The 24,490-nt window shown below is 62.9% G+C and carries 26 protein-coding genes; 14 read left to right on the top strand and 12 right to left on the bottom strand.

Going from position 1 to position 24,490, the window contains the following annotated elements; translation table 11 throughout:
• Nucleotides 1–34: 34 nt before the first annotated feature.
• From ACE3OO_RS14045 to ACE3OO_RS14035, 3 genes are all read right to left on the bottom strand, one after another.
• Nucleotides 35–364 carry a hypothetical protein gene (locus ACE3OO_RS14045; protein ID WP_374303961.1) on the bottom strand — a complete coding sequence of 110 codons (330 nt, stop codon included), beginning with the start codon at nucleotides 362–364 and terminating at the stop codon, nucleotides 35–37.
• A 2-nt stretch (nucleotides 365–366) separates the two neighbouring features.
• Entirely contained in the window at nucleotides 367–795 is a 429-nt protein-coding gene (locus ACE3OO_RS14040) for a DUF4112 domain-containing protein (protein ID WP_374303958.1), read from the bottom strand.
• Nucleotides 796–950: 155 nt separating this feature from the next.
• Nucleotides 951–1,871, bottom strand: coding sequence for a LysR family transcriptional regulator (locus ACE3OO_RS14035; protein ID WP_374303956.1), 921 nt, complete (start codon nucleotides 1,869–1,871; stop codon nucleotides 951–953).
• An 80-nt stretch (nucleotides 1,872–1,951) separates the two neighbouring features.
• Between ACE3OO_RS14035 and ACE3OO_RS14030 the strand changes: the two genes are divergently transcribed.
• From ACE3OO_RS14030 to ACE3OO_RS14020, 3 genes are all read left to right on the top strand, one after another.
• Nucleotides 1,952–2,452, top strand: a complete 501-nt coding sequence (locus ACE3OO_RS14030; RefSeq protein WP_374303954.1) for an ester cyclase — start codon at nucleotides 1,952–1,954, stop codon at nucleotides 2,450–2,452.
• Nucleotides 2,453–2,802: 350 nt separating this feature from the next.
• Entirely contained in the window at nucleotides 2,803–3,861 is a 1,059-nt protein-coding gene (locus tag ACE3OO_RS14025) for a hypothetical protein (RefSeq protein ID WP_374303951.1), read from the top strand.
• A gap of 263 nt (nucleotides 3,862–4,124) precedes the next feature.
• Nucleotides 4,125–4,706 (top strand): EF-hand domain-containing protein, encoded by a 582-nt coding sequence (locus tag ACE3OO_RS14020; protein ID WP_374303948.1) that lies wholly within the window; start codon nucleotides 4,125–4,127, stop codon nucleotides 4,704–4,706.
• A 19-nt stretch (nucleotides 4,707–4,725) separates the two neighbouring features.
• Here the strand turns inward: ACE3OO_RS14020 and ACE3OO_RS14015 are convergent, their stop codons facing one another.
• From ACE3OO_RS14015 to ACE3OO_RS14005, 3 genes are all read right to left on the bottom strand, one after another.
• A complete protein-coding gene (locus tag ACE3OO_RS14015; protein WP_374303945.1) occupies nucleotides 4,726–5,064 on the bottom strand; it encodes a hypothetical protein in 339 nt (112 codons plus the stop codon).
• A 72-nt stretch (nucleotides 5,065–5,136) separates the two neighbouring features.
• On the bottom strand, nucleotides 5,137–6,615 hold the full coding sequence (locus ACE3OO_RS14010; protein WP_374303943.1) for an AAA family ATPase: 1,479 nt from the start codon (nucleotides 6,613–6,615) through the stop codon (nucleotides 5,137–5,139).
• A 61-nt stretch (nucleotides 6,616–6,676) separates the two neighbouring features.
• Nucleotides 6,677–8,713, bottom strand: a complete 2,037-nt coding sequence (locus tag ACE3OO_RS14005) for a methylmalonyl-CoA mutase family protein (protein WP_374303941.1) — start codon at nucleotides 8,711–8,713, stop codon at nucleotides 6,677–6,679.
• A 260-nt stretch (nucleotides 8,714–8,973) separates the two neighbouring features.
• On the opposite strand from ACE3OO_RS14005, the gene ccrA reads away from it, so the two are divergent.
• Entirely contained in the window at nucleotides 8,974–10,299 is a 1,326-nt protein-coding gene (ccrA, locus tag ACE3OO_RS14000; protein ID WP_374303938.1) for a crotonyl-CoA carboxylase/reductase, read from the top strand.
• An 83-nt stretch (nucleotides 10,300–10,382) separates the two neighbouring features.
• Entirely contained in the window at nucleotides 10,383–12,083 is a 1,701-nt protein-coding gene (locus ACE3OO_RS13995) for an acyl-CoA dehydrogenase family protein (protein WP_374303934.1), read from the top strand.
• A gap of 6 nt (nucleotides 12,084–12,089) precedes the next feature.
• Here the strand turns inward: ACE3OO_RS13995 and ACE3OO_RS13990 are convergent, their stop codons facing one another.
• The gene (locus ACE3OO_RS13990; protein WP_374303932.1) at nucleotides 12,090–13,043 is read right to left on the bottom strand and encodes a threonine/serine dehydratase; all 954 of its coding nucleotides are present in this window, start codon (nucleotides 13,041–13,043) and stop codon (nucleotides 12,090–12,092) included.
• Between the two features lie 54 nt (nucleotides 13,044–13,097).
• Between ACE3OO_RS13990 and ACE3OO_RS13985 the strand changes: the two genes are divergently transcribed.
• Nucleotides 13,098–13,400, top strand: coding sequence for an ArsR/SmtB family transcription factor (locus tag ACE3OO_RS13985; protein ID WP_374303930.1), 303 nt, complete (start codon nucleotides 13,098–13,100; stop codon nucleotides 13,398–13,400).
• Here the strand turns inward: ACE3OO_RS13985 and ACE3OO_RS13980 are convergent.
• The 4 genes from ACE3OO_RS13980 to ACE3OO_RS13965 form a co-directional block, all read right to left on the bottom strand.
• Entirely contained in the window at nucleotides 13,397–13,876 is a 480-nt protein-coding gene (locus tag ACE3OO_RS13980; protein WP_374303928.1) for a MarR family winged helix-turn-helix transcriptional regulator, read from the bottom strand. The two genes, ACE3OO_RS13985 and ACE3OO_RS13980, sit on opposite strands and share 4 nt — an antisense overlap.
• The gene (locus ACE3OO_RS13975; RefSeq protein ID WP_374303925.1) at nucleotides 13,846–14,778 is read right to left on the bottom strand and encodes a DMT family transporter; all 933 of its coding nucleotides are present in this window, start codon (nucleotides 14,776–14,778) and stop codon (nucleotides 13,846–13,848) included. Before ACE3OO_RS13975 ends, ACE3OO_RS13980 begins: the two co-directional genes overlap by 31 nt.
• Nucleotides 14,779–14,781: 3 nt before the next feature.
• Nucleotides 14,782–15,501: an alanyl-tRNA editing protein gene (locus ACE3OO_RS13970; RefSeq protein ID WP_374303923.1), complete on the bottom strand. Its 720-nt coding sequence runs from the start codon at nucleotides 15,499–15,501 to the stop codon at nucleotides 14,782–14,784.
• Between the two features lie 84 nt (nucleotides 15,502–15,585).
• A complete protein-coding gene (locus ACE3OO_RS13965; RefSeq protein WP_374303921.1) occupies nucleotides 15,586–16,554 on the bottom strand; it encodes an AraC family transcriptional regulator in 969 nt (322 codons plus the stop codon).
• Between the two features lie 62 nt (nucleotides 16,555–16,616).
• Here ACE3OO_RS13965 and ACE3OO_RS13960 point away from each other — a divergent pair, with 62 nt between their 5' ends.
• From ACE3OO_RS13960 to ACE3OO_RS13930, 7 genes are all read left to right on the top strand, one after another.
• A complete protein-coding gene (locus tag ACE3OO_RS13960) occupies nucleotides 16,617–16,814 on the top strand; it encodes a twin transmembrane helix small protein (protein ID WP_374303920.1) in 198 nt (65 codons plus the stop codon).
• Nucleotides 16,815–16,823: 9 nt separating this feature from the next.
• Nucleotides 16,824–17,402 carry a cob(I)yrinic acid a,c-diamide adenosyltransferase gene (locus ACE3OO_RS13955; RefSeq protein ID WP_374303917.1) on the top strand — a complete coding sequence of 193 codons (579 nt, stop codon included), beginning with the start codon at nucleotides 16,824–16,826 and terminating at the stop codon, nucleotides 17,400–17,402.
• Between the two features lie 200 nt (nucleotides 17,403–17,602).
• A complete protein-coding gene (locus ACE3OO_RS13950; protein WP_374303915.1) occupies nucleotides 17,603–18,943 on the top strand; it encodes a flagellar hook protein FlgE in 1,341 nt (446 codons plus the stop codon).
• 57 nt (nucleotides 18,944–19,000) lie between these two features.
• Entirely contained in the window at nucleotides 19,001–20,416 is a 1,416-nt protein-coding gene (gene flgK / locus ACE3OO_RS13945) for a flagellar hook-associated protein FlgK (protein WP_374303913.1), read from the top strand.
• A gap of 2 nt (nucleotides 20,417–20,418) precedes the next feature.
• A complete protein-coding gene (locus ACE3OO_RS13940; protein WP_374303910.1) occupies nucleotides 20,419–21,459 on the top strand; it encodes a flagellin in 1,041 nt (346 codons plus the stop codon).
• A gap of 109 nt (nucleotides 21,460–21,568) precedes the next feature.
• Nucleotides 21,569–22,948, top strand: a complete 1,380-nt coding sequence (gene cysS, locus ACE3OO_RS13935; RefSeq protein ID WP_374303907.1) for a cysteine--tRNA ligase — start codon at nucleotides 21,569–21,571, stop codon at nucleotides 22,946–22,948.
• Nucleotides 22,945–23,370: a SufE family protein gene (locus tag ACE3OO_RS13930; RefSeq protein ID WP_374303904.1), complete on the top strand. Its 426-nt coding sequence runs from the start codon at nucleotides 22,945–22,947 to the stop codon at nucleotides 23,368–23,370. Before cysS ends, ACE3OO_RS13930 begins: the two co-directional genes overlap by 4 nt.
• A 3-nt stretch (nucleotides 23,371–23,373) precedes the next feature.
• On the opposite strand, the gene ACE3OO_RS13925 is transcribed toward ACE3OO_RS13930, so the two are convergent.
• Entirely contained in the window at nucleotides 23,374–23,832 is a 459-nt protein-coding gene (locus ACE3OO_RS13925) for an iron-sulfur cluster assembly scaffold protein (protein ID WP_374303902.1), read from the bottom strand.
• 119 nt (nucleotides 23,833–23,951) lie between these two features.
• On the opposite strand from ACE3OO_RS13925, the gene hisI reads away from it, so the two are divergent.
• Nucleotides 23,952–24,419, top strand: coding sequence for a phosphoribosyl-AMP cyclohydrolase (gene hisI, locus ACE3OO_RS13920; RefSeq protein WP_374303899.1), 468 nt, complete (start codon nucleotides 23,952–23,954; stop codon nucleotides 24,417–24,419).
• Nucleotides 24,420–24,490 lie beyond the last annotated feature (71 nt).

Here is a 24,490-nt window from a genome sequence, read left to right as displayed (position 1 = left end):
TTTCGGACGACCAAGCCGCCCGGTCAGCGGCGCCTCACCGGCGCCAGCCGGGCGGCAGTGTTTTATAGGGACGGGACCGCTGCGCCCCGTTATGCCATTGCGCCAGCCGTGAAATGACAAAGGCAGCGACTGCAATCGCCACGCCGCCGAACAACCAGATAATGGCGATCAACGCGCCACCAGCTGCATCGGCCAATGCGGCGGCCCAGGATAGCCAGCCGCTCAACTCACCGCCGACAGTGAGCTGGCCGGCATTGGCCGCCGTGAATTCGGTCAGCCAGCCGAGCATAATGTTGCCCAGCCAGGCCAGCGCCGACCATACGAAGAATGCAATCAAGGCGATGATCCAGATGGCGCGCTGCATAATCAGTTGCCCTCCGTGCCACGGGCTGCGTCGACCATGCCCTCAGAGTGGTCGATATGCCTGTGCAGCAGCTCAATATTCCTGACATTGGCCCGATAGAAGATGTCACCGAACCAACCGACCACCGGAATTGAGCTGATTAGTAGATCGACCGCCACATTGCCAACCATGCGCAGGATCATGCCGACGGGAACACCCAGCCGGCGGGCTTCCCAGACGAGATAGCCTGCCATTGCTTTGGCCATCAGCGTACCGATGCCTGGTATGACATTCAGTGCCGCATCCAGACCGACACGAATGTCGGTACCGGGAATGCGGACCGCGTTATCGAGCAGTCGCGCCAACGCCTCGAGGCGCCGTCGCGCTTCGATATTACGCTCGGAAACATAGCCATATGCATTTTGGTGGAACTGAGCGAATGCCTCAGACATCCAAGACCTCCCAAAATCAGAGCACCGGGTCAATGAAGTGGCGCTCATCAGGTGGAAGAGTCCGACATCGCAGCGAAAAGGCTGCCAGAGGGGCCCGGACCCAGTGTCACAGAGATGGGAGCGGCTGAGCCAATTTCAAGAGACGCCCGACGGGGCTAGCCAAGCGGTTTCGCTTTGACCAGGCTTGCCTTCACCTGCCGCCGGAGCCAGACATGAGCGGCATCGGCCTGGCGGCGTTCGTGCCAGAGCTGGGCGATGGCGAAGGGAGCGATGCGGAAAGGCAGTGCAACCTGTTTCAGCGACCTGTCCTGGCAGAGATAATCCGCCAGCAGCGCCGGCAGGGTGAGCGCGAGATCGGAATTCTGCAGAATGCCGGGCACGGCCATGAATGTGGAGACACGCGCGGCAATGCGGCGTTCATACCCCTGCTGCTTCAGCGCGACATCCACCGTCCCCACACCCTGGCCGCTGAGCGTGACAAAGAGATGTGGCAGTTTCAGATAAGCGGCCATGGTGAATTTCGCTTTCAGAGCCGGATGCCTGCGGCGCAGTAAAGTCACGAAATGGTCGCGCACCAATTCCTGCCGGTAGAAGCCGGCCGGTGCCTCACGGAACACCCCCAAAGCCAGGTCGAGCCGGCCGGATTCCAGATCCTCCAGCGCGCGGGTATCGTTGGGCCGGATGTTGATATCCATCTTTGGCGCAGCGGCACGCAGGCGCGCGAGCAGGCCGGGCAGCACCACCTGAGCCGCATAATCATTGGCGGCGATATGGAAGGCCCCGGTGGCGACGCCTGGATCGAAGTGCTGCGGCGCCACCAAGCGGGCGGCATCCTCCAGCAGGCGGCCGAGCGCGGGCAGCAACCCCAGTGCACGCGGCGTGGGAAGCAGCCCCTGGCGACCACGGACCAGCAGCGGATCGCTGAACAGCAGCCGCAGCCGCGCCAATACGCGGCTCATGGCCGGCTGGCTGAGATTGAGGCGCCGCGCGGCGCGGGACACACTGCGTTCCTCAATCAGGGCACGGAGGGCCACCAGCAACTGGAAATCAACGTTACGCAAATCCGTTTCATGCATGGCGACTATCAATACCATGCATTAGACGCATGACAAAGCGATGGCGTATCCAGGGCAGGCATAACACTGGAGACCCCGCCATGACCGTAAAACAAACCACCGCCGCAGCGTTGGCCGCCGCCCTGCTCAGCGTCAGCCCCGCGCAGGCCGGGGATTTCGTCGATGACCGCATCGCCCAAAACCGCCGTCTGATCGAGCGCTATTTCGAAGAGGTGTGGAACCAGGGCCGGCTGGAGGTACTGGACGACCTGATGCATCCAGCCTATCGCAACCACAGCCCCGGTCTGCCAGATCCGCAACCCGGTCCGGCCGGACTGAAGCCTATCGTGGCCGCCATGCGCATCGGCCTGCCGGACATGCATTACACCATCGAGGACATGGTGATCGCACCTGACAAGGTGGCCGTGCGCGTCATCCTGCGCGCCACCCATAAAGGCGAGCTGTTCGGCATGGCGCCCACGGGCCGGCGCATTGAAGTCGAGCAGATGCAGATCGAGCGGATCGAAGCCGGCAAGATCATCGAACATTGGCGCCGTACCGACGATCTCGGCCTGTTGCGGCAGTTGGGCCAATTGCCTTGAGCCGGCCAGCGGACACAACCTCTATAATATGAAATATCGCATTTTAATTGGTGTTTTTTAGTTACAATGCATCTTTAAGTGTATATTATGCTTGCGGTTGCCTACCGCCGAGCCCTGTCCCAACCGGCGGCCGACCAGCAAACGTCGCGCGGCCCAGGCCCAGCGCCCGCTGCCGCGCCTTTCCTCCCACTTCGGTCCCAGCCGAAGCATAACTCGCCCGGCCATCTCCCCCTGGCCGGGCGGTTTTTTTGACGACGGGGCTGATCCCAGCGGTTGCGGTGTGACATGATTACGGGCGAGACGCACGCTTCCTGACCCCAGGCCTGCCAGATCATCCTGCGAGACCTGCCGTGACCACGGTGCCCGGTTCTATCCCCTCTCATCCTCCGGAAATGTTGCCCGGTGGCCTGAACCGGACATTGTTTGGCTTTGTATTGCGGGCGACCTGGCGCAATCAGGCGATACTTGTCGGCGTCACGCTAGCCAGCCTGCCTTTTTATTATCTGTCGCTGGAAGTGGCGAAAACCCTGATCAATCGCGTCCTGCTCGCTGACACGCATGACGCACCGGTGATGCTGGAGCTTTTTGGCTTCGGTCTTTACACGGCGCCGGCTCGGGAAATGCTGCTGGAACTGAGCTTTGCCTTCCTTGGCTGCGTGCTGGTGTACCAGCTTCTGAAAATGGTGGTGAATATCTACAAGGGCATCCTGACCGAACGCGTGGTGGCCCATCTGCGTCGCACACTGCTGGCCATGGCCAACAATCCCGAACATCCACGCATTGCCGAGTTGCATGGCCGGCTGATGCCCATGGTGGTGATGGAGCCCGAACCGATCGGGGGCTTCTGCGGCGACATCATTTCGCTGCCCGCCATCCAGGGCGGCCTGTTGACCACGGCCCTGATCTTCATCTTTGCCCAGGATCCCTGGCTGGGGTTGGCTGCATTGGTTCTGTTTCCATTGCAAGCCTGGATTTTCCCCAGGCTGGTAGCCCGCCGCACCCAGTTGGAGATCGAGCGCATCGAGCATATCCGTGTGTTGTCGCAGGAAATCGAATACGAAATCAGCCGTCGAGCCGGCACCAGCGGCGCCGATGCCGGCCTGCCGCCTTTGCCAACGCCCCCGCTGGAACACGAGATCGACGATATTCGCCGGAACCGCGCCTCGATCTATATCAACAAGTTCTTCACCTATTTTTTCCTCAATTTCGCCGGCCAGCTCACGCCGTTCATGTTCTATGCCGCCGGAGGCTGGTTCGTGCTGGACGGCAAAGTCAGCGTCGGCGCGTTGGTCGCCGTGATCGCGGCCTATCGTGATCTGACTCCGCCTTGGGAGGAATTGCTGTACTGGTGGCAGGATTCCAAGGTGGTGATCAGCCGCTATCGCAGCCTGGTCCACCAATTGGCCTGACGTCTGCAACGAATTGAAATGTCGTTGCCGTCTGTCTCGCGTCGCAGCGTGACATGATTGCGGCAAATCCTGCCGGTGGGTTTCTGCCGGGTAGCCGGCACATGCCGGCCATGACACACATCGTCACAACATAACATCGGCTTCCCATGCGTTTACGCGCTATGACCGCTGGCATGCGACTTGAGAGGCCGGTCTGTGGAGACACGGCGGTAATGCACCCCGCCGCGGGCTTCGATAACGCAAGACGTCTAAAAGGAGGTCCCATGGTTAGCAGTATCGGCAGCGGCAGCAATCCGCTGCAGCAGGTCATGCAGCAACTGTTCGTGAAAAACGACAGCAACGCGGATGGCAAACTCGACAGCAGCGAAATCTCGTCGCTACTGGAAACCCTGCAGGGCACATCGGATGCCAGCAGCGGCCTGGCAGCCGATGACGTGATCGCCGCCTTCGACAGCGATGGCGACGGCAATGTCACCAGCACCGAATTCGATTCCGGCTTTCAGAAGATGGCCGAAAACATGCAGGCCGGCCTGATCGCGGCCCAGGAAGGCAGCCAGATGCCGCCACCCCCGCCGGGACCGCCGCCCGGGGAGCCGTCCCGGGGCTCGCTCGGGGCTGCGTCGGAGGAAGACGGGGAGGACGACACCACGGTTTCGACCCTGCTCGACCTGCTGGAGCAATACAGCAGCACCAGCGAAAGCAAGGAAGCCAGCGCGTCAAGCGACGAAACCTCGACCGACAGCCTGGTGCAGAGCTTTCTGGCCCAGCTGGAAAAATACGCCCGCAGTCAGGACTACCTGACACAGACCGGCACCACGAGCGGATCGCTCTCGGTTTCAGCCTGAACGAATGGCCGCCCCGCCCTCAGCGGGCGGGGTTGGCCTTATCCTCGGCGCGCTTGAGCAAGGCCATCAGCAGATAGGCCAGTAATGCGAAGCCCAGGCCGGGCAACAGCATGTTGGTCAACACAAAGGACCCATCGATACCGCAGGTGGTGGGAACGCCACTGCCACGGCTCATGTCGATCGGGATATGCCCCTCGACGGCGGGCACCGGATGGCACAGACCCATGGGCTCATAGCCATGCGTGCGCAGCAGCAGGATGCCAAACAGCACCACCGGCAGCGACAGGCCAAAAACCAGACTGGAGACAATGCGGCCGAAGACCGTCTGCGGCCTGATCCAGCGCGAAAACCGAAACACGGGGCACCCCTCGTTGGCTAACGTCTCTTCGATAGCAGCAAGATCAAGCCGATGCCAGCCTGAGCAGCCCGCTCAGACCAGCGCCGCCTTGGCCCGTCGCAGGGTTTCCCTGGGCCCGGCGCCCGCATCCACGGTTTTCCAGTCGGCCGGCGGCGACAGATGCTGCAGCTGCCAGCGCACGACTTCTTCGGTCGCGTCAGAAGCATCGCCGCGCCGCGCCGCCACCCGTGCGGTCAGGACCTCGGGATCCGCCGTCAGCCACAGCCCGTCGCAGCGGCAATTCATCTCGCGCGCCAGAGCGGCGGCGGCTTCGCGTTCTTCCGGCTTTCCATAGACCGCATCCAGGATCACGCTGGCGCCGGCCTGCAGCAGTATCCGCGCCCGCTCCAGCAAAACGGCATAGACATGCCGGCTGCTTTCTGGCGTGTAGCTGTCTTGCGGCAGGCGTTGCAAGGCCGGCACGTTGTGCAAGGCTTTGCGGATCGTGTCGCTGCGCAGGATCACCGCGCCGCAAGGGCCGCCAAATTCGGGCGCCAGCGCGCGGGCCAGTGTGGTCTTGCCAGTACCCGACAGGCCGCCAACCAGGATCAGCCGCGGCGCCGGCTGATTCAACGCCTGCCGCGCCAACGCCAGATACCGTGCAGCATCCCCGCGGCCAACGTCGGTGAGTGCTGCGATGTGACAGCGGATTGCGGCGCGCAGCGCCACATAAAGCGGCAGCAGGGCGACGCCGGCATCGTCAGGCATCGCCTCCAGCCATGTGTTCAGCGCCAGATTGGCCAGATCGCCGCGCTGCTGCTGCACAAGATCCATCAGCAGGAAAGCCAGGTCATACATGATGTCGACGGCAGCGAGATCGTCGTCGAATTCCAGGCAATCGAACAAGACCGGATGTCCGTCGATCACCGCGATGTTGCGCAGATGCAGATCGCCATGGCCGTAACGCATACGGCCGTCGGCACGCCGCCGCGCCAGCAAAGATCGACGTCGCTCCATTTCCGCCTGCTGTGCCGCATGGAACTCGGCGAATGCCTCCGATGGTAGCGCGCCGGGCGGCAGATTGGCAAAAGCAGCATCGTTCAAGGCGATGGTCTGGGACACCATGTCTTCGGCCTCACGTTCCACGATTTCGGCGCGGGCATGAAAGGCGGCGATATCGGCGGCCAGCGCCGTAATCATCGCGGGCGTCGCGGCACCATCGGCCAGTAGCCGGTCCAGCGTCTTGCGCGCATCGAAGCGCCGCATCTCGACCAGCCATTCGATGGCCGCGCCTTGCGGATCGAACGACAGCCCGCCCATGGCATCGCGATAGACCGCACGACAGCCGAGGTAAAGCTGTGGCGCGGTGCGGCGGTTCAACGCCACTTCGCGTTCACAGGCGATACGCCGCTTCTCCAGGGTGGAGAAATCGACATAGGGCAGAGCGACGGCCTTCTTCAGTTTCCAGGCGCGATCCCCGGTGAGAAAAACGCGCGAGATATGGGTCTCGATCACGTCGTCCGGGGTCGGGACAAACAGGCTGGCAATATCGGCAGGATTGGGCTCGGTCATGCCATCAACCTATCCCGGCGGGGACGACGGATGTTTGACCGAGCGCAATCGGCGCCGCGCTTTAAGCAGCCTTGGAATAGGTGCGATCGACCAGGGCGACGATGGCGCGCATGATGGCGGTCAGGTCGTAATCCTTGGGCGTGAACACCCCGGCGATGCCGGCCGCCTTCAGCCTGGCCTCGTCTTCCGGCGGGATAATGCCGCCCACCACCACCGGCACATCGCCGATGCCCTCGGCGCGCATGCGCTGCATGACATCGGTGGCCAACTCGACATGACTGCCAGAGAGGATGGACAGGCCGACCAGATGCACGCCTTCTTCGAGGGCGGCCGACACGATCTGTTCCGGCGTGAGACGGATGCCCTCGTAGACCACTTCCATGCCGCAGTCGCGCGCCTTCACAGCGATCTGCTCGGCACCATTGGAATGGCCGTCCAGGCCCGGCTTGCCGACCAGCAGCTTGAGCGGCCGGCCGAGCCGCTTGGCCACGGCCTTCACTTCCGCGCGCAGTTCGTCCATGCCGTCATTGGCCAGGGCGCCACTGGCCGCCGCCACGCCGGTAGGCGCGCGATATTCGCCGAATACCTTGCGCAGGGCCGCCGCCCATTCGCCGGTGGTGACACCGGCCTTGGCGGCCTTGATGCTGGGTTCCATGATGTTGCGGCCGTCGCGCGCTGCCGATTCCAGTTCGGCAATGGCGGCGTCGACCGCCTTGGCATCGCGGCTGGCACGCCAGGCTTTCAGGCGCTCGATCTGCTCGGATTCGGCCGCCGGGTCGACCGTCATGATCGCACCGCCTTCGCTCGCCACCAGCGGCGATGGCGCGCTATCGGTGAACTTGTTGACACCGACCACCGTGATCTCGCCGGTCTCGATGCCACGTACGCGGGCGGTGTTGCTTTCGACAAGAGCCTGCTTGAGGTAACCGGTCTCCACAGCCTGGATCGCGCCGCCCATATCCTCGATGCGTTTCAGCTCGGCACGCGCGGCGGCTTTCAGTTCCTCGACCTTGGCATTCACCGCCGGGTTGCCGTCGAAGAGATCGCCATATTCCAGCAGATCGGTCTCATAGGCCACGATCTGCTGCAGGCGCAGCGACCATTGCTGGTCCCATGGCCTTGGCAGGCCCAGCGCCTCGTTCCAGGCCGGAAGCTGCACGGCGCGGGCGCGGGCCTTCTTGGACAGCACCACCGCCAGCATTTCGAGCAGAATGCGGTAAACATTGTTTTCCGGTTGCGGCTCGGTCAGCCCCAGCGAATTGACCTGCACGCCGTAGCGGAACAGCAGAGCCTTGGGGTCGGTGACGCCATAGCGCTCGCGGCCGATCTCTTCCCACAGATCGACAAAGGCGCGCATCTTGCAAATTTCGGTGACGAAACGGATGCCGGCGTTCACGAAGAAACTGATACGACCGAAGGCCTGGGCGAAATCGGCTTCCGGCACCTGGCCGGAATCGCGTACCGCGTCCAGCACGGCAATCGCCGTTGCCAGCGCATAGGCCAGTTCCTGCACCGGCGTGGCGCCCGCTTCCTGCAGGTGATAACTGCAAACGTTGGTGGGGTTCCACTTCGGCAGCTCGCGGTAGGTGAAGGCAATCACGTCGGTGATCAGCCGCATCGAAGCTGCCGGTGGGAAGATATAGGTGCCGCGCGAGAGGTATTCCTTGATGATGTCGTTCTGCACGGTGCCGTTCAGGTCGGACCGTTTCGCGCCCTGCTCCTCGGCCACGGCGATATAGAGCGCCAGCAGCCAGGCTGCCGGGGCATTGATCGTCATCGAGGTGTTCATCTGCGCCAGGGGAATCTGGTCGAACAGGACCCGCATGTCGCCCAGATGGCAGATCGGCACGCCCACCTTGCCCACCTCGCCGCGCGCCAGCACATGGTCGCTGTCGTAACCGGTCTGGGTCGGCAGGTCGAAGGCGACTGACAGGCCGGTCTGGCCGCGGCCCAAATTGGTCCGATACAGCGCATTGGACGCCTTGGCCGAGCTGTGGCCCGAATAGGTGCGGAACAGCCAAGGCTTCTCCGGACCCGCCTTTTCGCGCTTGCGAAGAGAATTGGGCGTGGTACCGTCATTGGAGCGAGTCGCGGACATAATTTTATTCCGTGTCAAGTTGACGTAAGGTTATTTAGTTGCCTATTGCGTCCCGCAGGGGAAATATCATAACCTCTGCTGCATTGCAAAATGATCTTGCCATTTTTTCGCCGCCGCAAAAAGATAGCAACCGTTTTGTAACAGCACCGTCTCGAGGCGCGCTGCAAGGCTAATCCCGGCCGGCAGGGCCCAACAAGAGAAGAAATCAAAGCTCGGCAAGAGCGTTTATTAGGGACAGCGAAGGGCAAAGGAGTTTCGCCATGTCGAATGCGGGTGGATCTGTGGTGACGCTGCAAACCGCAAATGCGGGGCAGACCCAGAAGGCGCAATCTGGCAGTTACAAGGATCTTTACGAGGTGGGCGAAATCCCCCCGCTCGGCCATGTGCCGAAGCAGATGTATGGCTGGGCGATCCGCCGCGAGCGCCATGGCCCACCCGAGCAGTCGATGCAGCTGGAAGTCCTGCCCACGCCGGAGATCGATGCCGACGAGGTCCTGATCCTCGTGATGGCCGCCGGCGTGAATTACAACGGCGTCTGGGCCGGCCTGGGCGTGCCGATCTCGCCCTTCGACGTGCACAAGGCGCCATATCACATTGCCGGCTCGGATGCCTCGGGCATCGTCTATGCCGTCGGCCGCCGCGTGAAGCGCTGGAAGGTGGGCGACGAGGTGATCGTCCACTGCAACCAGGATGATGGTGACGACGAGGAATGCAACGGCGGCGACCCGATGAACTCGCCCAGCCAGCGCATCTGGGGTTATGAAACTCCCGATGGCAGTTTCGCGCAGTTTGCCCGCGTGCAGTCGCGCCAGCTGATGCCGCGGCCCAAACACCTGACCTGGGAAGAAAGCGCCTGCTACACGCTGACGCTGGCCACCGCCTACCGCATGCTGTTCGGCCATCGCCCGCATATCCTGCGGCCGGGCCAGAATGTGCTGGTCTGGGGTGCCGCCGGCGGCCTGGGTTCGATGGCGATTCAGCTGATCGCGATCTCGGGCGCCAATGCCATCGGCGTGATCTCGGATGAGTCCAAGCGCGATTTCGTCATGAGCTTGGGCGCCAAAGGCGTGATCAACCGCAATGATTTCGACTGCTGGGGCCAGTTGCCGCCCGTGCTGGATGCCGAGAAATACGCGGCTTACATGAAGAAGTGCCGTGAATTCGGCAAGGCGATCTGGGATATCACCGGCAAGGGCAACGATGTCGATTTCGTGTTCGAGCATCCCGGCGAGCAGACCTTCCCGGTTTCGTGCTTCGTGGTGAAGCGCGGCGGCATGGTGGTGTTCTGCGCCGGCACGACCGGCTTCAACCTCACCTTCGACGCGCGTTTTGTGTGGATGCGGCAGAAGCGCATCCAGGGCAGTCACTTCGCCAACCTGCTGCAGGCCAGCCAGGCCAACCAGCTGGTGATCGAACGCCGCCTCGACCCCTGCATGTCGGAAGTCTTCTCCTGGGCCGACATTCCGCGCGCCCACACCAAGATGTGGAAGAACCAGCACAAGCCCGGCAACATGGCCGTGCTGGTGAGCGCCAAGGTGCCCGGCCTGCGCACCGTTGAAGATGCGATCGAAGCGGGGAATTCCTAACCCTTCTCGACGCTGACCAGCCGGCAGGGGTAACCCTGCCGGCTGCACCTTTTCGAACAGTTCCCTTTACGATGAGCGCAACGATGTCTGCTGCCGCCAAGCCTGCCTCCGCCCCTGAATTCCTGCTGATCGACGATCTGCTGCCCACTTGCGCTGCGGCCCTGAAGGCGGCGGAGCAGCTGGCGGCCCATGCCACGGCGGCGGTGGCGCAACTGGTGCGAGGCGCGGATGGCCATATCGATGGTGCACGGTTGGAGGAAGAGCAGTTCGCCGCCCACGGCCTGGCCTGGCTGGCGACCTATGTGGCAACGCTGAAGGAAAGCCTGCATTGGGCCGAGCGCCTGCAGGGTGATGGCAAACTGCGCGAATTGGAAACCCTGATCCTGCAGGCCGGCTTCGGCGAATACCTGGCCCAGATGCAGGGCGGCATCCCGATGAGCCAGGTGGAAGTATGTCGCCCCGACGATCTGGGCATCGCGGCAGATGCCATGCAGGCATTCCTGACCGCTCCAGTGCAGCGCCTGATCGGCCGGGGCAATACGGCGGCCGTGCGCAGCCGCATCGGCGAATTGATCCAGGATGGCCTCTCGACCGGTGATTTCGGCGAGCTTGGCCTGGACGAAACCATGGGCATGGTGCGCGAGCAGTTCCGCCGCTTTGGCGAGGACAAGGTCGCGCCGTTTGCCCATGACTGGCACCGCAACGACGAATTCATTCCGATGGAGATCGTTTCCGAGATGGCCGAGCTTGGCGTCTTCGGCCTGACCATCCCGGAGGAATATGGCGGGCATGGCCTGGGCAAGATGGCGATGTGTGTCGTCTCGGAAGAATTGAGCCGCGCCTATATCGGCGTCGGTTCACTCGGCACCCGCGCCGAGATCGCCGCCGAACTGATCCTGCGCGGCGGTACGGAGGAACAGCGCAAGCAGTGGCTGCCCAGACTGGCCTCGGGTGAAATCCTGCCGACCGCCGTGTTCACCGAACCCAATACCGGATCCGATCTCGGCAGCTTGCGCACCCGCGCGGTGAAGGACGGCGACGTCTACAAGGTGACCGGCAACAAGACCTGGATCACCCATGCCGCCCGCACTGATCTGATGACCCTGCTGGTGCGCACCGATCCGAACGAGAAAGGCTACAAGGGCCTGTCGATGTTCCTGGCCGAGAAGCCGCGCGGCGACGATGCCAATCCCTTCCCCGCCAAAGGCATGACCGGTGGCGAGATCAAGGTACTGGGCTATCGCGGCATGAAGGAATACGAGATCGGCTTCGACGGTTTCGAAGTGAAGGCCGAGAACCTGCTGGGCCAGCGCGAAGGCCAGGGCTTCAAGCAGCTTATGGAAACATTCGAATCCGCCCGTATCCAGACCGGCGCCCGCGCGCTAGGCGTGGCGCAATGCGCGCTGGAGCTGGGCCTGAAATATGCCAACGAACGTATCCAGTTCGGCAAGCCGATCTACAGCTTCCCGCGCGTGCACGGCAAGATCGCCTGGATGGCGGTGGAAACCATGCTGGCGCGCCAGCTTTGTTACTTCGCCGCGCGCGAAAAAGACCAGGGCCGCCGCTGTGACCTGGAAGCCGGCATGGCCAAGCTGCTGGCCGCCCGCATCGCCTGGGCCAATGCCGACAACGCCCTGCAGGTGCATGGCGGCAACGGTTATGCCGAGGAATATCCGATCAGCCGCGTGCTGTGTGACGCACGCATCCTCAACATCTTCGAGGGAGCGGCCGAGATCCAGGCGCAGGTGATTGCCCGTCGCCTGCTGGAAACCCGCAACGGCTGATCGCGCCTAGCGCACGAAATCGGTATCGGTGGGGTTGCCGCCGCAGACCAGTATGCCGACGCGTTCATCGGCCGCCGGCCTGTAGGCGCCACCGAGCAGGGCGGCGAAGGCGGCCGCGCCGCCCGGTTCGGCCACCAGGCGCAGTTTGTCCCACAGGGCAACCTGCGCCGCGCGGATCGCTTCGTCACGCACCAGCACCGAAATCGCCACATGCTTTTGCGCGATCGGAAACATCAGACCGCCCACCTGGCGCGGCGCGAGCGAGTCGGCCGCGATGCCGCCGGCCGGGGCATCCACCGGCCGCCCGGCTTGAAGTGCCATATATAACGTCGGCGCGGTCTCGGGCTCGACGGCCACAACTTTCACCTTTCCGGCATACCAGGCGGCAATGCCGCCGATCAGCCCACCGCCGCCCACGGCTACCAGCAGGGTATCGAGTTGCGGCGCCTGTTCTTCCAGTTCCAGCCCCACGCTGCCCTGACCGAGCAGGGTTTCAGCCTGATCGTAGGCATGCACCGGCAGGGCGCCGCTTTGCGCCTGCCATGCCTCGGAAGCCGCCAGGGCATCGGCATAGCGTTCGCCGCCCACCACCAGATCGGCGCCATAATCGCGGATACGGGCGATCTTCATCGGCGCGGCGATGCTCGGGACATAAATCCGCGCCGGCAGCCCCAGCGTCCTGGCTGCATAGGCCACCGCCGCGCCGTGGTTGCCGCCCGAAGCGGCCACCACACCGGCCGAGGGCACGGCACGGCCTAGCAGGTTGGCGAAGGCGCCGCGTGCCTTGAACGAGCCGGAATGCTGCAGCAGTTCCAGCTTCAGGGTCACAGGCTGGCCGGCCAGCCCAAAATCCTCGGGCTGGATATCGATAACCGGCGTACGCCGCACATGCCGGGCGATGGACATATATGTATCGGCGATGCCGGCACGGTCGACGCCGGAGGAGAGACTGTCTGACATGAAGGGATCCTGCTGTTTGCTTGACTATAATTAGATATATAGCTAATTAGCAATATGCCTGAGTTAAATACCTTGCGCGCCCTGGCCAACGACAAGCGCCTTGCCATCCTCGGCTGGCTGCGCGATCCCGTGGCCCATTTCCCGCCGCAGGTGGATGGCGACCTGATGAAAGATGGCGTCTGCGGCCTGCTGATCGCCGTGAAGCTGGGTGTCAGCCAGCCGACCGCCAGCGAACATCTGAAAATCCTGACCCAGGCCGGCCTGCTGCGCACCAAGCGGATCAAACAATGGACCTTCTATAAACGCGACGAGACGGCCCTCGCCGCCTTCAAAGTGGCATTGCTGCGCGAGCTTTAAAACGCGGGCCAGACAGCCATCACCGTTTCCATCGCCGTCAGCAGACGGCGCTGGTCCACATCCGTCAGATTCTCAAGCAGCACCATGACCTGATGATCTGCCGCCCGGTCAAGGCGACGGAAAACCCTGTGGCCGAATGCCGAAAGAGTGATGATGGTCTGACGCGCATCGCGTGGATTGCGCTGCCGGATCACCAATCCGCGGCGAGCAAAGCCGCGCAGCAGACGACTGAGATAGCCGGCGTCGATATCAAGTTGACGGATCAGGCCGCCGGCTGTGATCTCGCCAGCATGGGCGATCTCGAACAGGATGCGGATTTCGGTCAACGAATAGGCGCTGCCGAGCAGGGTCTGGTCCAGCAAACCAAGCTGCCGGGTATAGAAGCGGCTAAATTGGCGTACAGCGGCAACCCGGTTGCTGTCCACCGGCCCCACCCTCGCCACGGTCAGGCCTTTTGTCGCCAGCGTAGCGGCCATATGCCCGAGCCAGACCACGTCGCCAAGGCGAAGCCAGTCAGAATCAGAATCATGCCGGCGACATGATAGGCCTGGATCGGCTCGCCCAGCAGCAGCCAGGCCAACATTGCGGTAAAGATCGCCACCAGGTGGAACGAGATTCCCGTAACCGTGGCGCCGAGACGCGCCACACAATGATTCCACAGAATGAAAGCCAGCAGAGATGCGAACACGCCGATATAAAGAACGGCGCCAATCGCGGCCGGGTCGCTTGGCAGCTTGGCGCCGGAGGCCATTTCCCATACCCAGAATGGCAACAGCACCAGCAAACCGGCGATGATGGTTGCCGCAAGGAAGACCAGTGGCTGCAGCCCGGCGGGCCGGCGGCGCAGCAGAACCGAATAGAGGGCATAATTCAGCACCGCCAGCAAAACCAGCAGATCGCTGGAGGCCAGCCGCAGTTCTTGCAATACCGACCAATCACCGGCCGAGACGATCCAGGCGACGCCGGCGAAAGAAATCGCAATGGCGCTGATGATGCGTGGAGCAACCGCTTCCCGGCTGATCAGGGCCGCGGCGAGCGGGATCATCAGCGGGAGCGTCGAATTGAGGAAAGCCACATTCGCCGCCGGACTGCTCTTCAGCGCGACATAGGCCAGGGCGTTGTAACCCGCCACTCCGAAACCACCACACAACAGAACAAGCCAACGATGCCGCCATAACAAGACGCGCTGTCGCCAGGCAGCACCGGCCACAAACGGCGCCAGCACCAGGATCGCGACCAGCCAGCGGCCGACTGCCAGGGAAACCGGTGGCATGGTCTGGCTGATGGCGCGGCCGATCACCAGATTGCCAGCCCAGAAAGCCGGCGGCAGCCAGAGCAGCAGAACAGGCCGGTTCCATATCGCGCCAAGCAAGCCCATGGCCTAGCCCATATCCAGGCCGATCCGGATCCGGCGATTGTGGCGTCCCTTGTTTTCGATCTTGAGGATACGGACCGGTCGCGAAGCGCCCGTGGCCGTCAGATGCGTGCCGCCGCAGGCCTGACGGTCGAGTCCAGCGATCTCGATCACCCGGATCAATCCATCGCCTGTCGGCGGCGGTGCCACCGAACGCGAGCGTAACAGGCCTTTTTCATCATAGGCCTGATCCAGCTCGATATAACTCTCCGTCACGGGCAAATTCTGCCGGATGGCATCGTTGATCGCCGGCTCCAGAGCGCGCAGCCGGTCATTATCGGCATCCGGCAGATCGAAATCGATCCGCGCGGTCCCATCGGCATTCATCTGCACCCCGGTCACCAGAGCCCCGTCGAAAGCCTGAAATACGAGAGCGTTCAGAATGTGTAGGTCGGTATGCAGTTCCCGCATCATCTGGCGAAAATCAGGATCGACTGCCGCCTCCACCTCGCCCGCAATTTCCAGCGGTTGTTTCAACCTGGTCCAGAGGCGGCCATCGATACTCTCGAAAGTATCGACCTCTACCTCGCCATCCGACCAGCGCAGCAGACCGTGATCGGGCAACTGGCCGCCGCCGCCGGGATAAAACGGATTCTCCGCCAGCAAGACCGCACCGGGCCGGGCCTCCAGCACCCGTGTGGCAAGCTGCAGGGTTTCGGGATGGTCATGACAGAAATACCTGGACATCGCCTCTCCTGGAGTCCGCCTACGGACCGGAGGATGCCAAAGCCAGGTGGTGGCCTTATTGGCTAAAATTGCGCGCGGCGCTCTTCAGCCCAAATGGGCTGCAAGATACTGCCGCGGCGTAATCCCGAAAGCCCGTTTGAAATGCTTGGTCAGCGCGCTCTGGTCAAAAAAGCCCACGGTCAGGGCCACATCGGCAATGGGGGTTTGGTTTTTCAGAAGTCGAAGGGCAGCCCGCAACCGGATCTGCGTCAGATAGGCGTGAGGCGTCAATCCGGTTACGCGCCGGAACAACCGGATCAATTGGAACGGCGTCAGACCCAGAGGGCCGGCCAGATCTTCCAGGGTGAGAGGCTCGGCGAAACGATCCAGCAGAACCGGACGCAGCCGGCGAAACAGGATGTGGTCGCGCGGCCCGCCGGCAATGCCATGCCGGATGCCGCTGTGGCGACCGAGCAGCGTACCGAAACACTCAGCCAGCATGCCCTGCCGCCGCAGGTCATCCCCCTCCTGCTCCAGCTCGGCATGCAGCCTGCTGAAGGCGGCGATCAGGTCGGCATCGCCATACAGGTTGTCGGCGAAGTAGGGCATACCGTCAGCCCCCACCAGGCGGCCGACCTCCGTCAGCGCCTCCCGTTCCAGATACAGGGAGCGATAGCGCCAGCGCCGGCTGTGGGCCATGCGGCCGGAATGGGGCTCGTCTGGATTGAAGACCAGAAGGACATTATCCCGCGCCTCCTCGGTGCGGCCGCGGCTGGTAAATTCCGCCCCGCCCGCCTCGGTCACCGCGATGACCAGAGCGTCGTGGCTGTGGGGGGCATAATCATGGGCCGTGAAGTCGGCCTGAAGCAGGCTCAGGCCCGGTACGGTCCGGGATAGCCAGAAATGGGCGGTATTACGGGGATCGGTTCGTGCCATGATCTTTGAAGGATAGGATTGGCGATCGCCGCCGGCCAGGGGTATTTGCCTCCTCTGCCTCGGCCCTGTTCCAGGCCCCCAGACAATGTCCCCGGCAGCATCCCAGCGGTGCCATGCCCAGATATCGCCGCGACGCATTGCCGCGCCGGCCGGCGGCCTGACGGTTGGACCTGCCCTGCCGGGCGCTATATCCTTGCCCCATGCAAGGATTCATCAACGCCCTGATCCCGGTTTTTGCCGTCGCCACCTTCCTGGTGCTGTGCGTGGGCATCTATGCCCTGTTCCGCGGCGGGCAATTCAACCGATCCTATTCCAACCTGCTGATGCGCTGGCGCATCCTGCTGCAGTTCATCGCCATCATCCTGATCGCGGTGGCGAGCTTCGCCTTCCGGAACTGAGATCCGGTCATGGTCAAGCTGGACAAGATCTATACCCGCGGCGGCGACAAGGGCATGACCTCGCTGGGCAATGGCGAGCGGGTGCCCAAGCATGACCTGCGGGTGGAAGCCTATGGCGCGGTCGACGAAGCCAATGCCGCCATCGGCCTGGCCCGCCTGCATACCGCCGGCACCGATCTGGACGGCATGCTGTCACGGGTCCAGAACGACCTGTTCGATCTGGGCGCCGACCTCTGTACCCCGGAAGAAGATGAACAAGACCCTCGCCGCAGGCCACCCCTGCGGGTGGCCCAGGTTCAGGTCGACCGGCTGGAGGCGGAAATCGACGCCATGAATGCCCGGCTCAGCCCGCTCACGTCTTTTGTACTGCCCGGCGGCAACCCGGCGGCAGCCTATCTGCATCTGGCCCGGACCATCGTGCGTCGGGCCGAACGGCTGATCACCGCCCTGCAGGATGCCGAGCGGATCAATCCGGCGGCGCTCAGCTATATCAACCGCCTGTCAGACCATCTGTTCGTCGCCAGCCGCCACGCCAATAACGACGGCGAGGCTGACGTATTATGGGTTCCCGGCCTGAACCGGGGCTGATCCTTTCCCTGTTCCTGCCCGGCAATTTCTGCCGGGACTTACCGCCCCTTTGACGCCCCCCGGCAGAAGCTGCCGCGTTTACCGTTTCCCGAAATATTATGAAAAGCCCTGAAATAATAATACGTTAGCCACAATATTTCGAACTGGCACGCGGCTTGCTCCTACCCTGGCAAATCGGTTTCGAGCCAGGAGGCAGTGTTATGACGATCAGTGGTTCTTTGCAGACCTCGATTACCGGCCTGAACGGCCAGTCGACGGCGATCAGCTACATTTCCGACAACGTCGCGAATGCGGGCACCATCGGCTACAAGAAGGTGGAATCACGCTTCCAGACGCTGGTCACCCAGTCCAGCGCCCAAGCCAACACCCACTCGCCCGGCGGCGCACTGAACCAGCCCTTCTTCGCCAACAATGCCCAGGGCGCGATCCAGCAGGTGAACTCAACCACCTCGGTTGCCCTTGTCGGCGGCGGCTTCATTCCGGTCTCGAAGAAAAACGGCAACGATCAGGCCACCGGCCTGCCGACTTTCGAGACGACCTCGTATTACACCCGCGTCGGCGACTTCAACCAGAACAATGACGGTTACCTGGTGAACTCGTCGGGCTACTTCCTGCGCGGCTGGCCGATCGATCCGGTCACCGGCGTGGTCGACAGTTCGGCCACCGAGGAAGTGCGCGTGTCCAACCTGCTGGATGCCCCGGTGGCGACCAGCACGGTGGACTATGCGGCCAATCTGCCTTCCAACGCAGTGACCTCGACGGGCACCATTCCGGCCACCCTGCCGCTCTCTTCGATCCAGATCTTCGACTCCCTGGGCAATGCCCGTACGCTGAACCTGGAATGGACCCGCATCGGCGCCAATACCTGGGAATTGCAGGTGACCTCGCCGGGCGCCACAGGTACCTCGATCTTCGGTCCGGCGACCGTCGCCTTTGGCGGCACGGTTGGCGGCACCACCGTCAGCCCGGGTACGATTTCCTCCCTCGGCAGCGTCGTAGGTTTCACCGGCAGCACCGCCGCTGCCGTCGATGATGACGCCTCGTTTTCCTTCAGCGTCAACTTCGGCTCGGGCGCCCAGAACCTGCGCCTCGATCTGGGGTCCTTCGGCAACTCGATCGGCACCACGCAATATGCCGGCGATACCCTGACGCTGAACAATTTCAGCCAGAACGGCGTGCCGCAGGGCAACTTCAAGAACCTGAGCATCGACCAGGACGGCTTCGTCTCGGTCACCTTCGACAACGGCAACGTGAAGCAGTTCTACCAGATCCCGGTGGCGCGCTTCCGCGATCCGACCGAGCTTGACCGCGTGGCCGGCAATGCCTTCGTGGAAACGCCCAGCTCAGGCTCCGCCGTGCTGTCGCAGTCGGGCGCCAGCGGTGCCGGCGACTATGTGTCGGCCGCCATCGAAGGCTCCAACGTCGATATCGCGGAGGAATTCTCCAAGCTGATCGTCGCCCAGCGCACCTACTCGGCCAATGCCCGGCTGATCACCGCCGCCGACGAACTGCTGCAGGAAACCATTAATATCCGCCGCTAACCGGTCTGACCGCTGGACCACCCGGTCCGGCGGTCACTACCGGAAAGGATGTAACCCATGTCGCTCAGCGCCGCTCTCAATACCGCAGTCATCGGCCTGCAGACGCTGCAGCAGCAGACCCGTATCGTTTCGGGCAACGTCGCGAACGCCCAGAATCCGAATTACAGCCGCAAGGTCACCACCCTTACCTCACCCGTGGCCGAGGGCCTGCCGCAAGCGGCGCTGATTTCCCAGATCACCCGCGTCGCCGCGCCGGAAATCCAGCAGGACCTGTACCGTATCACCGCCGATTACGGCCAGCTGGACCGCCAGCTCAACTACACCAAGGAACTGGCGGAAACGCTCGACGCCACCAACACCACCGGCGAACAGCCGACCCTGCTGGCGATGATGACGCGTTTCGAGGATGCCTGGAAAACCCTGGAAGCCACGCCGGAAGACACCGCGACCCGCAGCCTGGTGGTGCAGCGTGGCATGGAACTGGCCGCGGAAATCCGCCGCCTGAACAGCCTGCAATCGGAATTGCAGACCCGCGCCCAGGAACATCTCACCACCGATGTCCAGATCGTCAATGAAGCGGCTCTGCAGATCGCCAAGCTGAATGTCCAGATCACATCGCAACTCGCCGGTAACAACCCGATTGGCGACCTGGAGGATCTGCGCGATCAGGAAGTGGCCAAACTGGCCGACAAAATCGGCATCCGCACTGTGGTCAACGATCGCGGCGAACTGTTCGTTTATACCGATGGCGGCGTGCAGGTCGTTGGTACAGTCGCGCAGCAATTCGAATACCAGGCCACAGGCATCCCGCCCGGCATCTTCCTGCAGGGCGGCACCGACAACCTGAACCAGGGCTTCCTGAACGGCTCGATCCGCGCTTCGCTGAACTATCTGGACAATACCGCGGCTGGTCTGGCATCGGCCGATCCGAATGTTGCCGTGCTGTCGAAATACTTCAACCAGCTCGATAGCTTCGCCGCCAATCTCGTGACCGTGGTGAACACAGCCTATGGCGCGAATTTCTTCAACTACAGTGCCGCGCTGGCCGCGCCGCCAGATGAAGCCGGAAAGATTGTCGTCGATCCGGCCCTGGTCGCCACTCCGGCCAACGTCAACCCCGCAGTGGCCGGCACCGTTCAGCAGGCCATGCGCAATACCACGCTCACGGCCGCCCAGATCAATCGTTCCGCGACCGACCCCAACGGCCTCACCATCACCAGCGTGAACATCTTCGGTCTGATCAACGGCGTTCTGGCCTATCACGCGCGGATGGCGTCGGATAACGAATCCGGGCGCGATACCGCCGAACGCCAGCAGCACACCCTCGATCAGAAGCTGCGCAACCTGACCGGCGTGAATATCGACGACGAACTGGCTCAATTGCAGGTCCTGCAGAACAATTACGCCGCTCTGGCCAATGTGATGAACACGGTCACGGCAATGTTCGATGAACTCGTGAATATCGGGAGGTAACCATGGTCGCCGTAACCGGTAACACTCAGTTCGCCACCCAACTTGAAGTGACCCGCAGCATCCGCCTGCTGAATCAGCAGCTGGCAAAGCAGAACCAGCAGCTGGGCTCTGGCCGTTATGCCGACGGTCTGATCGGCGTGTCACAGCGCGCCCTTGAACTGGGGCAGCTCAAGTCTGAGCTGGGCACCGTCACCAATTACATGTCTGGTGTGCAGACGGCGCAGAACCGCGTCAACCTGTATGCCGTGACCATCGAGGAAATCATCGATATCGCCACCGAGGCGCAGGACACGATGCTGAAGAACCGCGATGCGTTCTTCGCCACCACATCCTCGCCGCGCACCCAGGCTAACGTGCTGCTCGATCGCGTCGGCTCGCTGTTGCAGACCAAGGATGGTGACCGTTTCCTGTTTGGCGGCACGGATTACACCATCAACCCGATCAACGGCCAGCTATCGGCCGTGGCGACGGCCTATGCTGCAGGCGCGGTTCCCGGTGGTGGTGGCTACCCGGTGCCCTTCGTGCCGGCCGCCGCGGCCGGCGCTTATCCGCCGGCGCCTTATGCGGCGGGCACCTTCCTGCTGTCTACCGGCGGCACCATGGCGAACAAATACAACGCCAACGGCGTGACCCTGTATTCCGATGACAACGAGCAGGTCACCTATGGTGTCGCCGCGGCGGAAACAGGGTTTCAGCGGCTGGTCGACTCGCTGATCCGTTTCCGCGACGCAACCGCCGACGTCACCACTGCTCCGGCGAACTATCAGGCCCGTGTCGACGACGCCCGCACCCAGCTTGCCACCGCCATCACGGAATTGAAGACTATTGCGTCGCGCAACGGCTACAAGCAGCAGCAGTTGAACGAGGTGATGGACCGGCATAACCGCTCGCTCGACGTGGTGCGGACCCGCATCGGCAGGATCGAGAATGTGGACATCGCCGAGGTATCGGTGAACATCAAGAACCTGCAGACCTCGCTGGAGGCCAGCTACGTGATCACGCGCGACAGCCTGAGCCTGTCTCTGGTCAACTACCTGCGGTAACGCGGGCGTATTTGGCGGATTTCCAACCGGCCGGCGGGCAGAATCACCCGCCGGCCGGTTGCGATTCAGGCAGCTTTGCCTATAGTCCGGCCTCTGGACAGGTCCGGCCATGCAGATACAGATTTACAATACCCTCACCCGACAGAAAGAGCCTTTCGTCCCGCAGGATCCGCAGCGGGTGACGATGTATGTCTGCGGCCCTACCGTTTACAATTACGCCCATATCGGCAACGCGCGCCCCGTGGTGGTGTTCGACACGCTGTACCGTCTGTTGCAGCAGGCCTATCCGAACGTGATCTATGTACGCAACGTCACCGACGTGGACGACAAGATCAACGCCGCCGCCAAGGCCGAGAATGTGCCGATCGGCACCATCACCGAACGCTATCATCAGGTCTACAGCCAGGACATGGCGGCATTGGGCGCCCTGCCACCGCGGATCGAACCGAAGGTGACCCAGCATATCGGCGCCATCATCGGCATGGTCGAGCGCCTGATCGCCAATGGCCATGCCTATGAAGCCGAAGGCCATGTCCTCTTCAACGTGCCGTCGTTTGCCGAATATGGCCGCCTGTCAGGCCGCGACCGCGACGACATGATTGCCGGCGCCCGCGTCGACGTGGCGCCCTACAAGCGCGATCCGGCCGATTTCGTGCTGTGGAAACCCTCGCCGTCAGATCTGCCGGGCTGGGACAGCCCGTGGGGTCGCGGCCGGCCGGGCTGGCATATCGAATGCTCGGCGATGATCGAGCAGAATCTCGGCGCAGGCACCATCGACATCCATGGCGGCGGACATGATCTGATCTTCCCGCACCATGAAAACGAGATCGCCCAGAGCACCTGCGCCCATGGCGGAAAGCTGTTCAGCCGCTACTGGATGCATAACGGCTTTGTGAATATCGAATCCGAGAAGATGTCGAAATCGCTCGGCAACGTGCTGCTGGTGCATGAGCTGCTGAAGCAGGCGCCGGGCGAGGCGATCCGGCTCGCCTTGCTGTCGGCGCATTACCGCCAGCCGCTGGACTGGACCGAAGCCGGCCTGCGCGAAGCCAAGGCGCAGCTCGACCGGCTGTACCGCGCGCTGGATGCCCTCAAGGATGTGAAGGCATCCGCCAATCGAGCACCGGAAGCCTTCATCGCCGCCCTGGCCGACGATCTGAACACGCCCAAGGCACTGGCCGAGTTGCACCAGATCGCCAATGCCGCCAACAAGGCGACCGAGCCGGCCGAACAGGCTCGCCTGAAGGGTGAATTGCTGGCTGCCGGCTGGCTGCTGGGCCTGCTGCAGCAGGATGCGGCCACGTGGCTGAAGGGCGAGGTGACGGCCGATATCGATGTGGCCGAGATCGAGGCCCTGATCGAGGCCCGCAAGGCCGCCCGCGCCCGCAAGGACTGGGCGGAATCGGATCGCATCCGCGATCAACTGGCCGCGCGCGGCATTCTGCTGGAAGATAAAGCCGGCCAGACGAGCTGGCGGGTGGCGTCATGAGCGAAAGCATCAAGGACATCCAGGAAGAGATCGTTGCCGATTTCAGCGTCTTCGACGACTGGATGGACCGCTACCGTTTCCTGATCGATCTCGGCCGCGCCCTGCCGCCCTATCCCGATCATCTCCGCACCGACGAATGGCGCGTGAAGGGATGCATCAACCGCGCCTGGCTGCATGGCGAGGCACGCGACGGCCGCGTCTATTACCAGGCCAGCAGCGAGTCCGAGATCGTGGCGGGCCTGATCGCCCTGCTGCTGAAAGTCTATTCCGGCCGCACGCCGCGCGAGATCGTGGACAATCCGCCGGATTTCCTGCAGCGCATCGGCGTATGGGAGAACATCACCTCAAACCGGATCAACGGCCTGAACGGCATGATCGCCCTGATCCGGGGAGTGGCCGAGGCCGAACTGAAAGCCGCCTAGGCGTCAGGTTTTCAGGCGCGCCGCCTCGATCTGGTCCAGCGCTTTCACCACGGCCTCGAAGGGCAGCAACACGGCATTGTGCCGCGCCTTGTGTTCGCGCACCGGCACCAGCACTTCCAGATCCGCGAACGCCCCGCCGGCGAAATCCGGGCCGGGCGGCGGACCATTTTCCTTCAGCATGGCCCGCATGATGCCATTCAACTGGCGCAGGGTGGCGGCATCCTGCCCCACCACATGCCGGCCAAAGATCGAGGCGGAGGCCTGCCCGAGGGCGCAGGCCCGCACCTGCTGGCCATAGTCGGTCACCCGGCCATCCGGTCCCAGGGCCAGTTCGACCGTAATCCGGCTGCCGCAGAGCGGGCTGTGGTGCGTGACCGTGGCATCAGGCGCGGCCAGGGGCTCGGTCTGGCCGATATGTGCCGCAAAATTAAGGATTTTCTCGTTATACAGGGCGTTCAGCATGGGCTTTCCGGGCGGCTCGGCTTGATGGAGCCCGCCCCCAACGATATATAACGGCCATTCTCGCAAGAGCAATCCGGCCGGCGCGGCGCCCAGCCCCGGCCGCCACAGGAGTTAAGCCCGTGTTCGCCAATCGCATCAGTGTGGAACAGGTCGAGGAAGGCAACGAACTGGCACCGAAATTCGATGCCGAAGGCCTGCTGCCCTGCGTCACCACCCAGGCCGATACCGGCGAGGTGCTGATGCTGGGCTACATGAACGCCGAAGCCCTGAAACGCACCATCGAAACCGGCGAGGCGCATTACTACAGCCGCAGCCGGAAGGTGCTGTGGCACAAGGGCGCCAGCTCGGGCCTAGTGCAAAAGGTAGTCGAGATGCGGATCGACGACGACCAGGACGCCGTCTGGCTGCGCGTGCGGGTGGTGGGCGACGCGTCCTGCCATGTCGGCTACCGCTCCTGTTTCTACCGCTCGGTGCCGACCGGCCAGCCGGAAACCGGCAAACCGGTGGAACTGACCTACGAAGAGACAGAAAAAACCTTCGATCCGAAGGCCGTTTACGGCGACGCCCCGAACCCGACGATCCTCTGAATTTTCACAATGTCTCCGGTTCAGAAAGCCGATGGCCCCGCCATCGGCTTTTTTTGATATCCGTCAACAAC

Source organism: Ferrovibrio sp. (assembly GCF_041906005.1).
Taxonomy (GTDB): Bacteria; Pseudomonadota; Alphaproteobacteria; order Ferrovibrionales; family Ferrovibrionaceae; genus Ferrovibrio.
The sequence above is the reverse complement of the archived record's forward strand: the minus strand, read 5'-3'. Positions and strand labels throughout refer to the sequence as shown.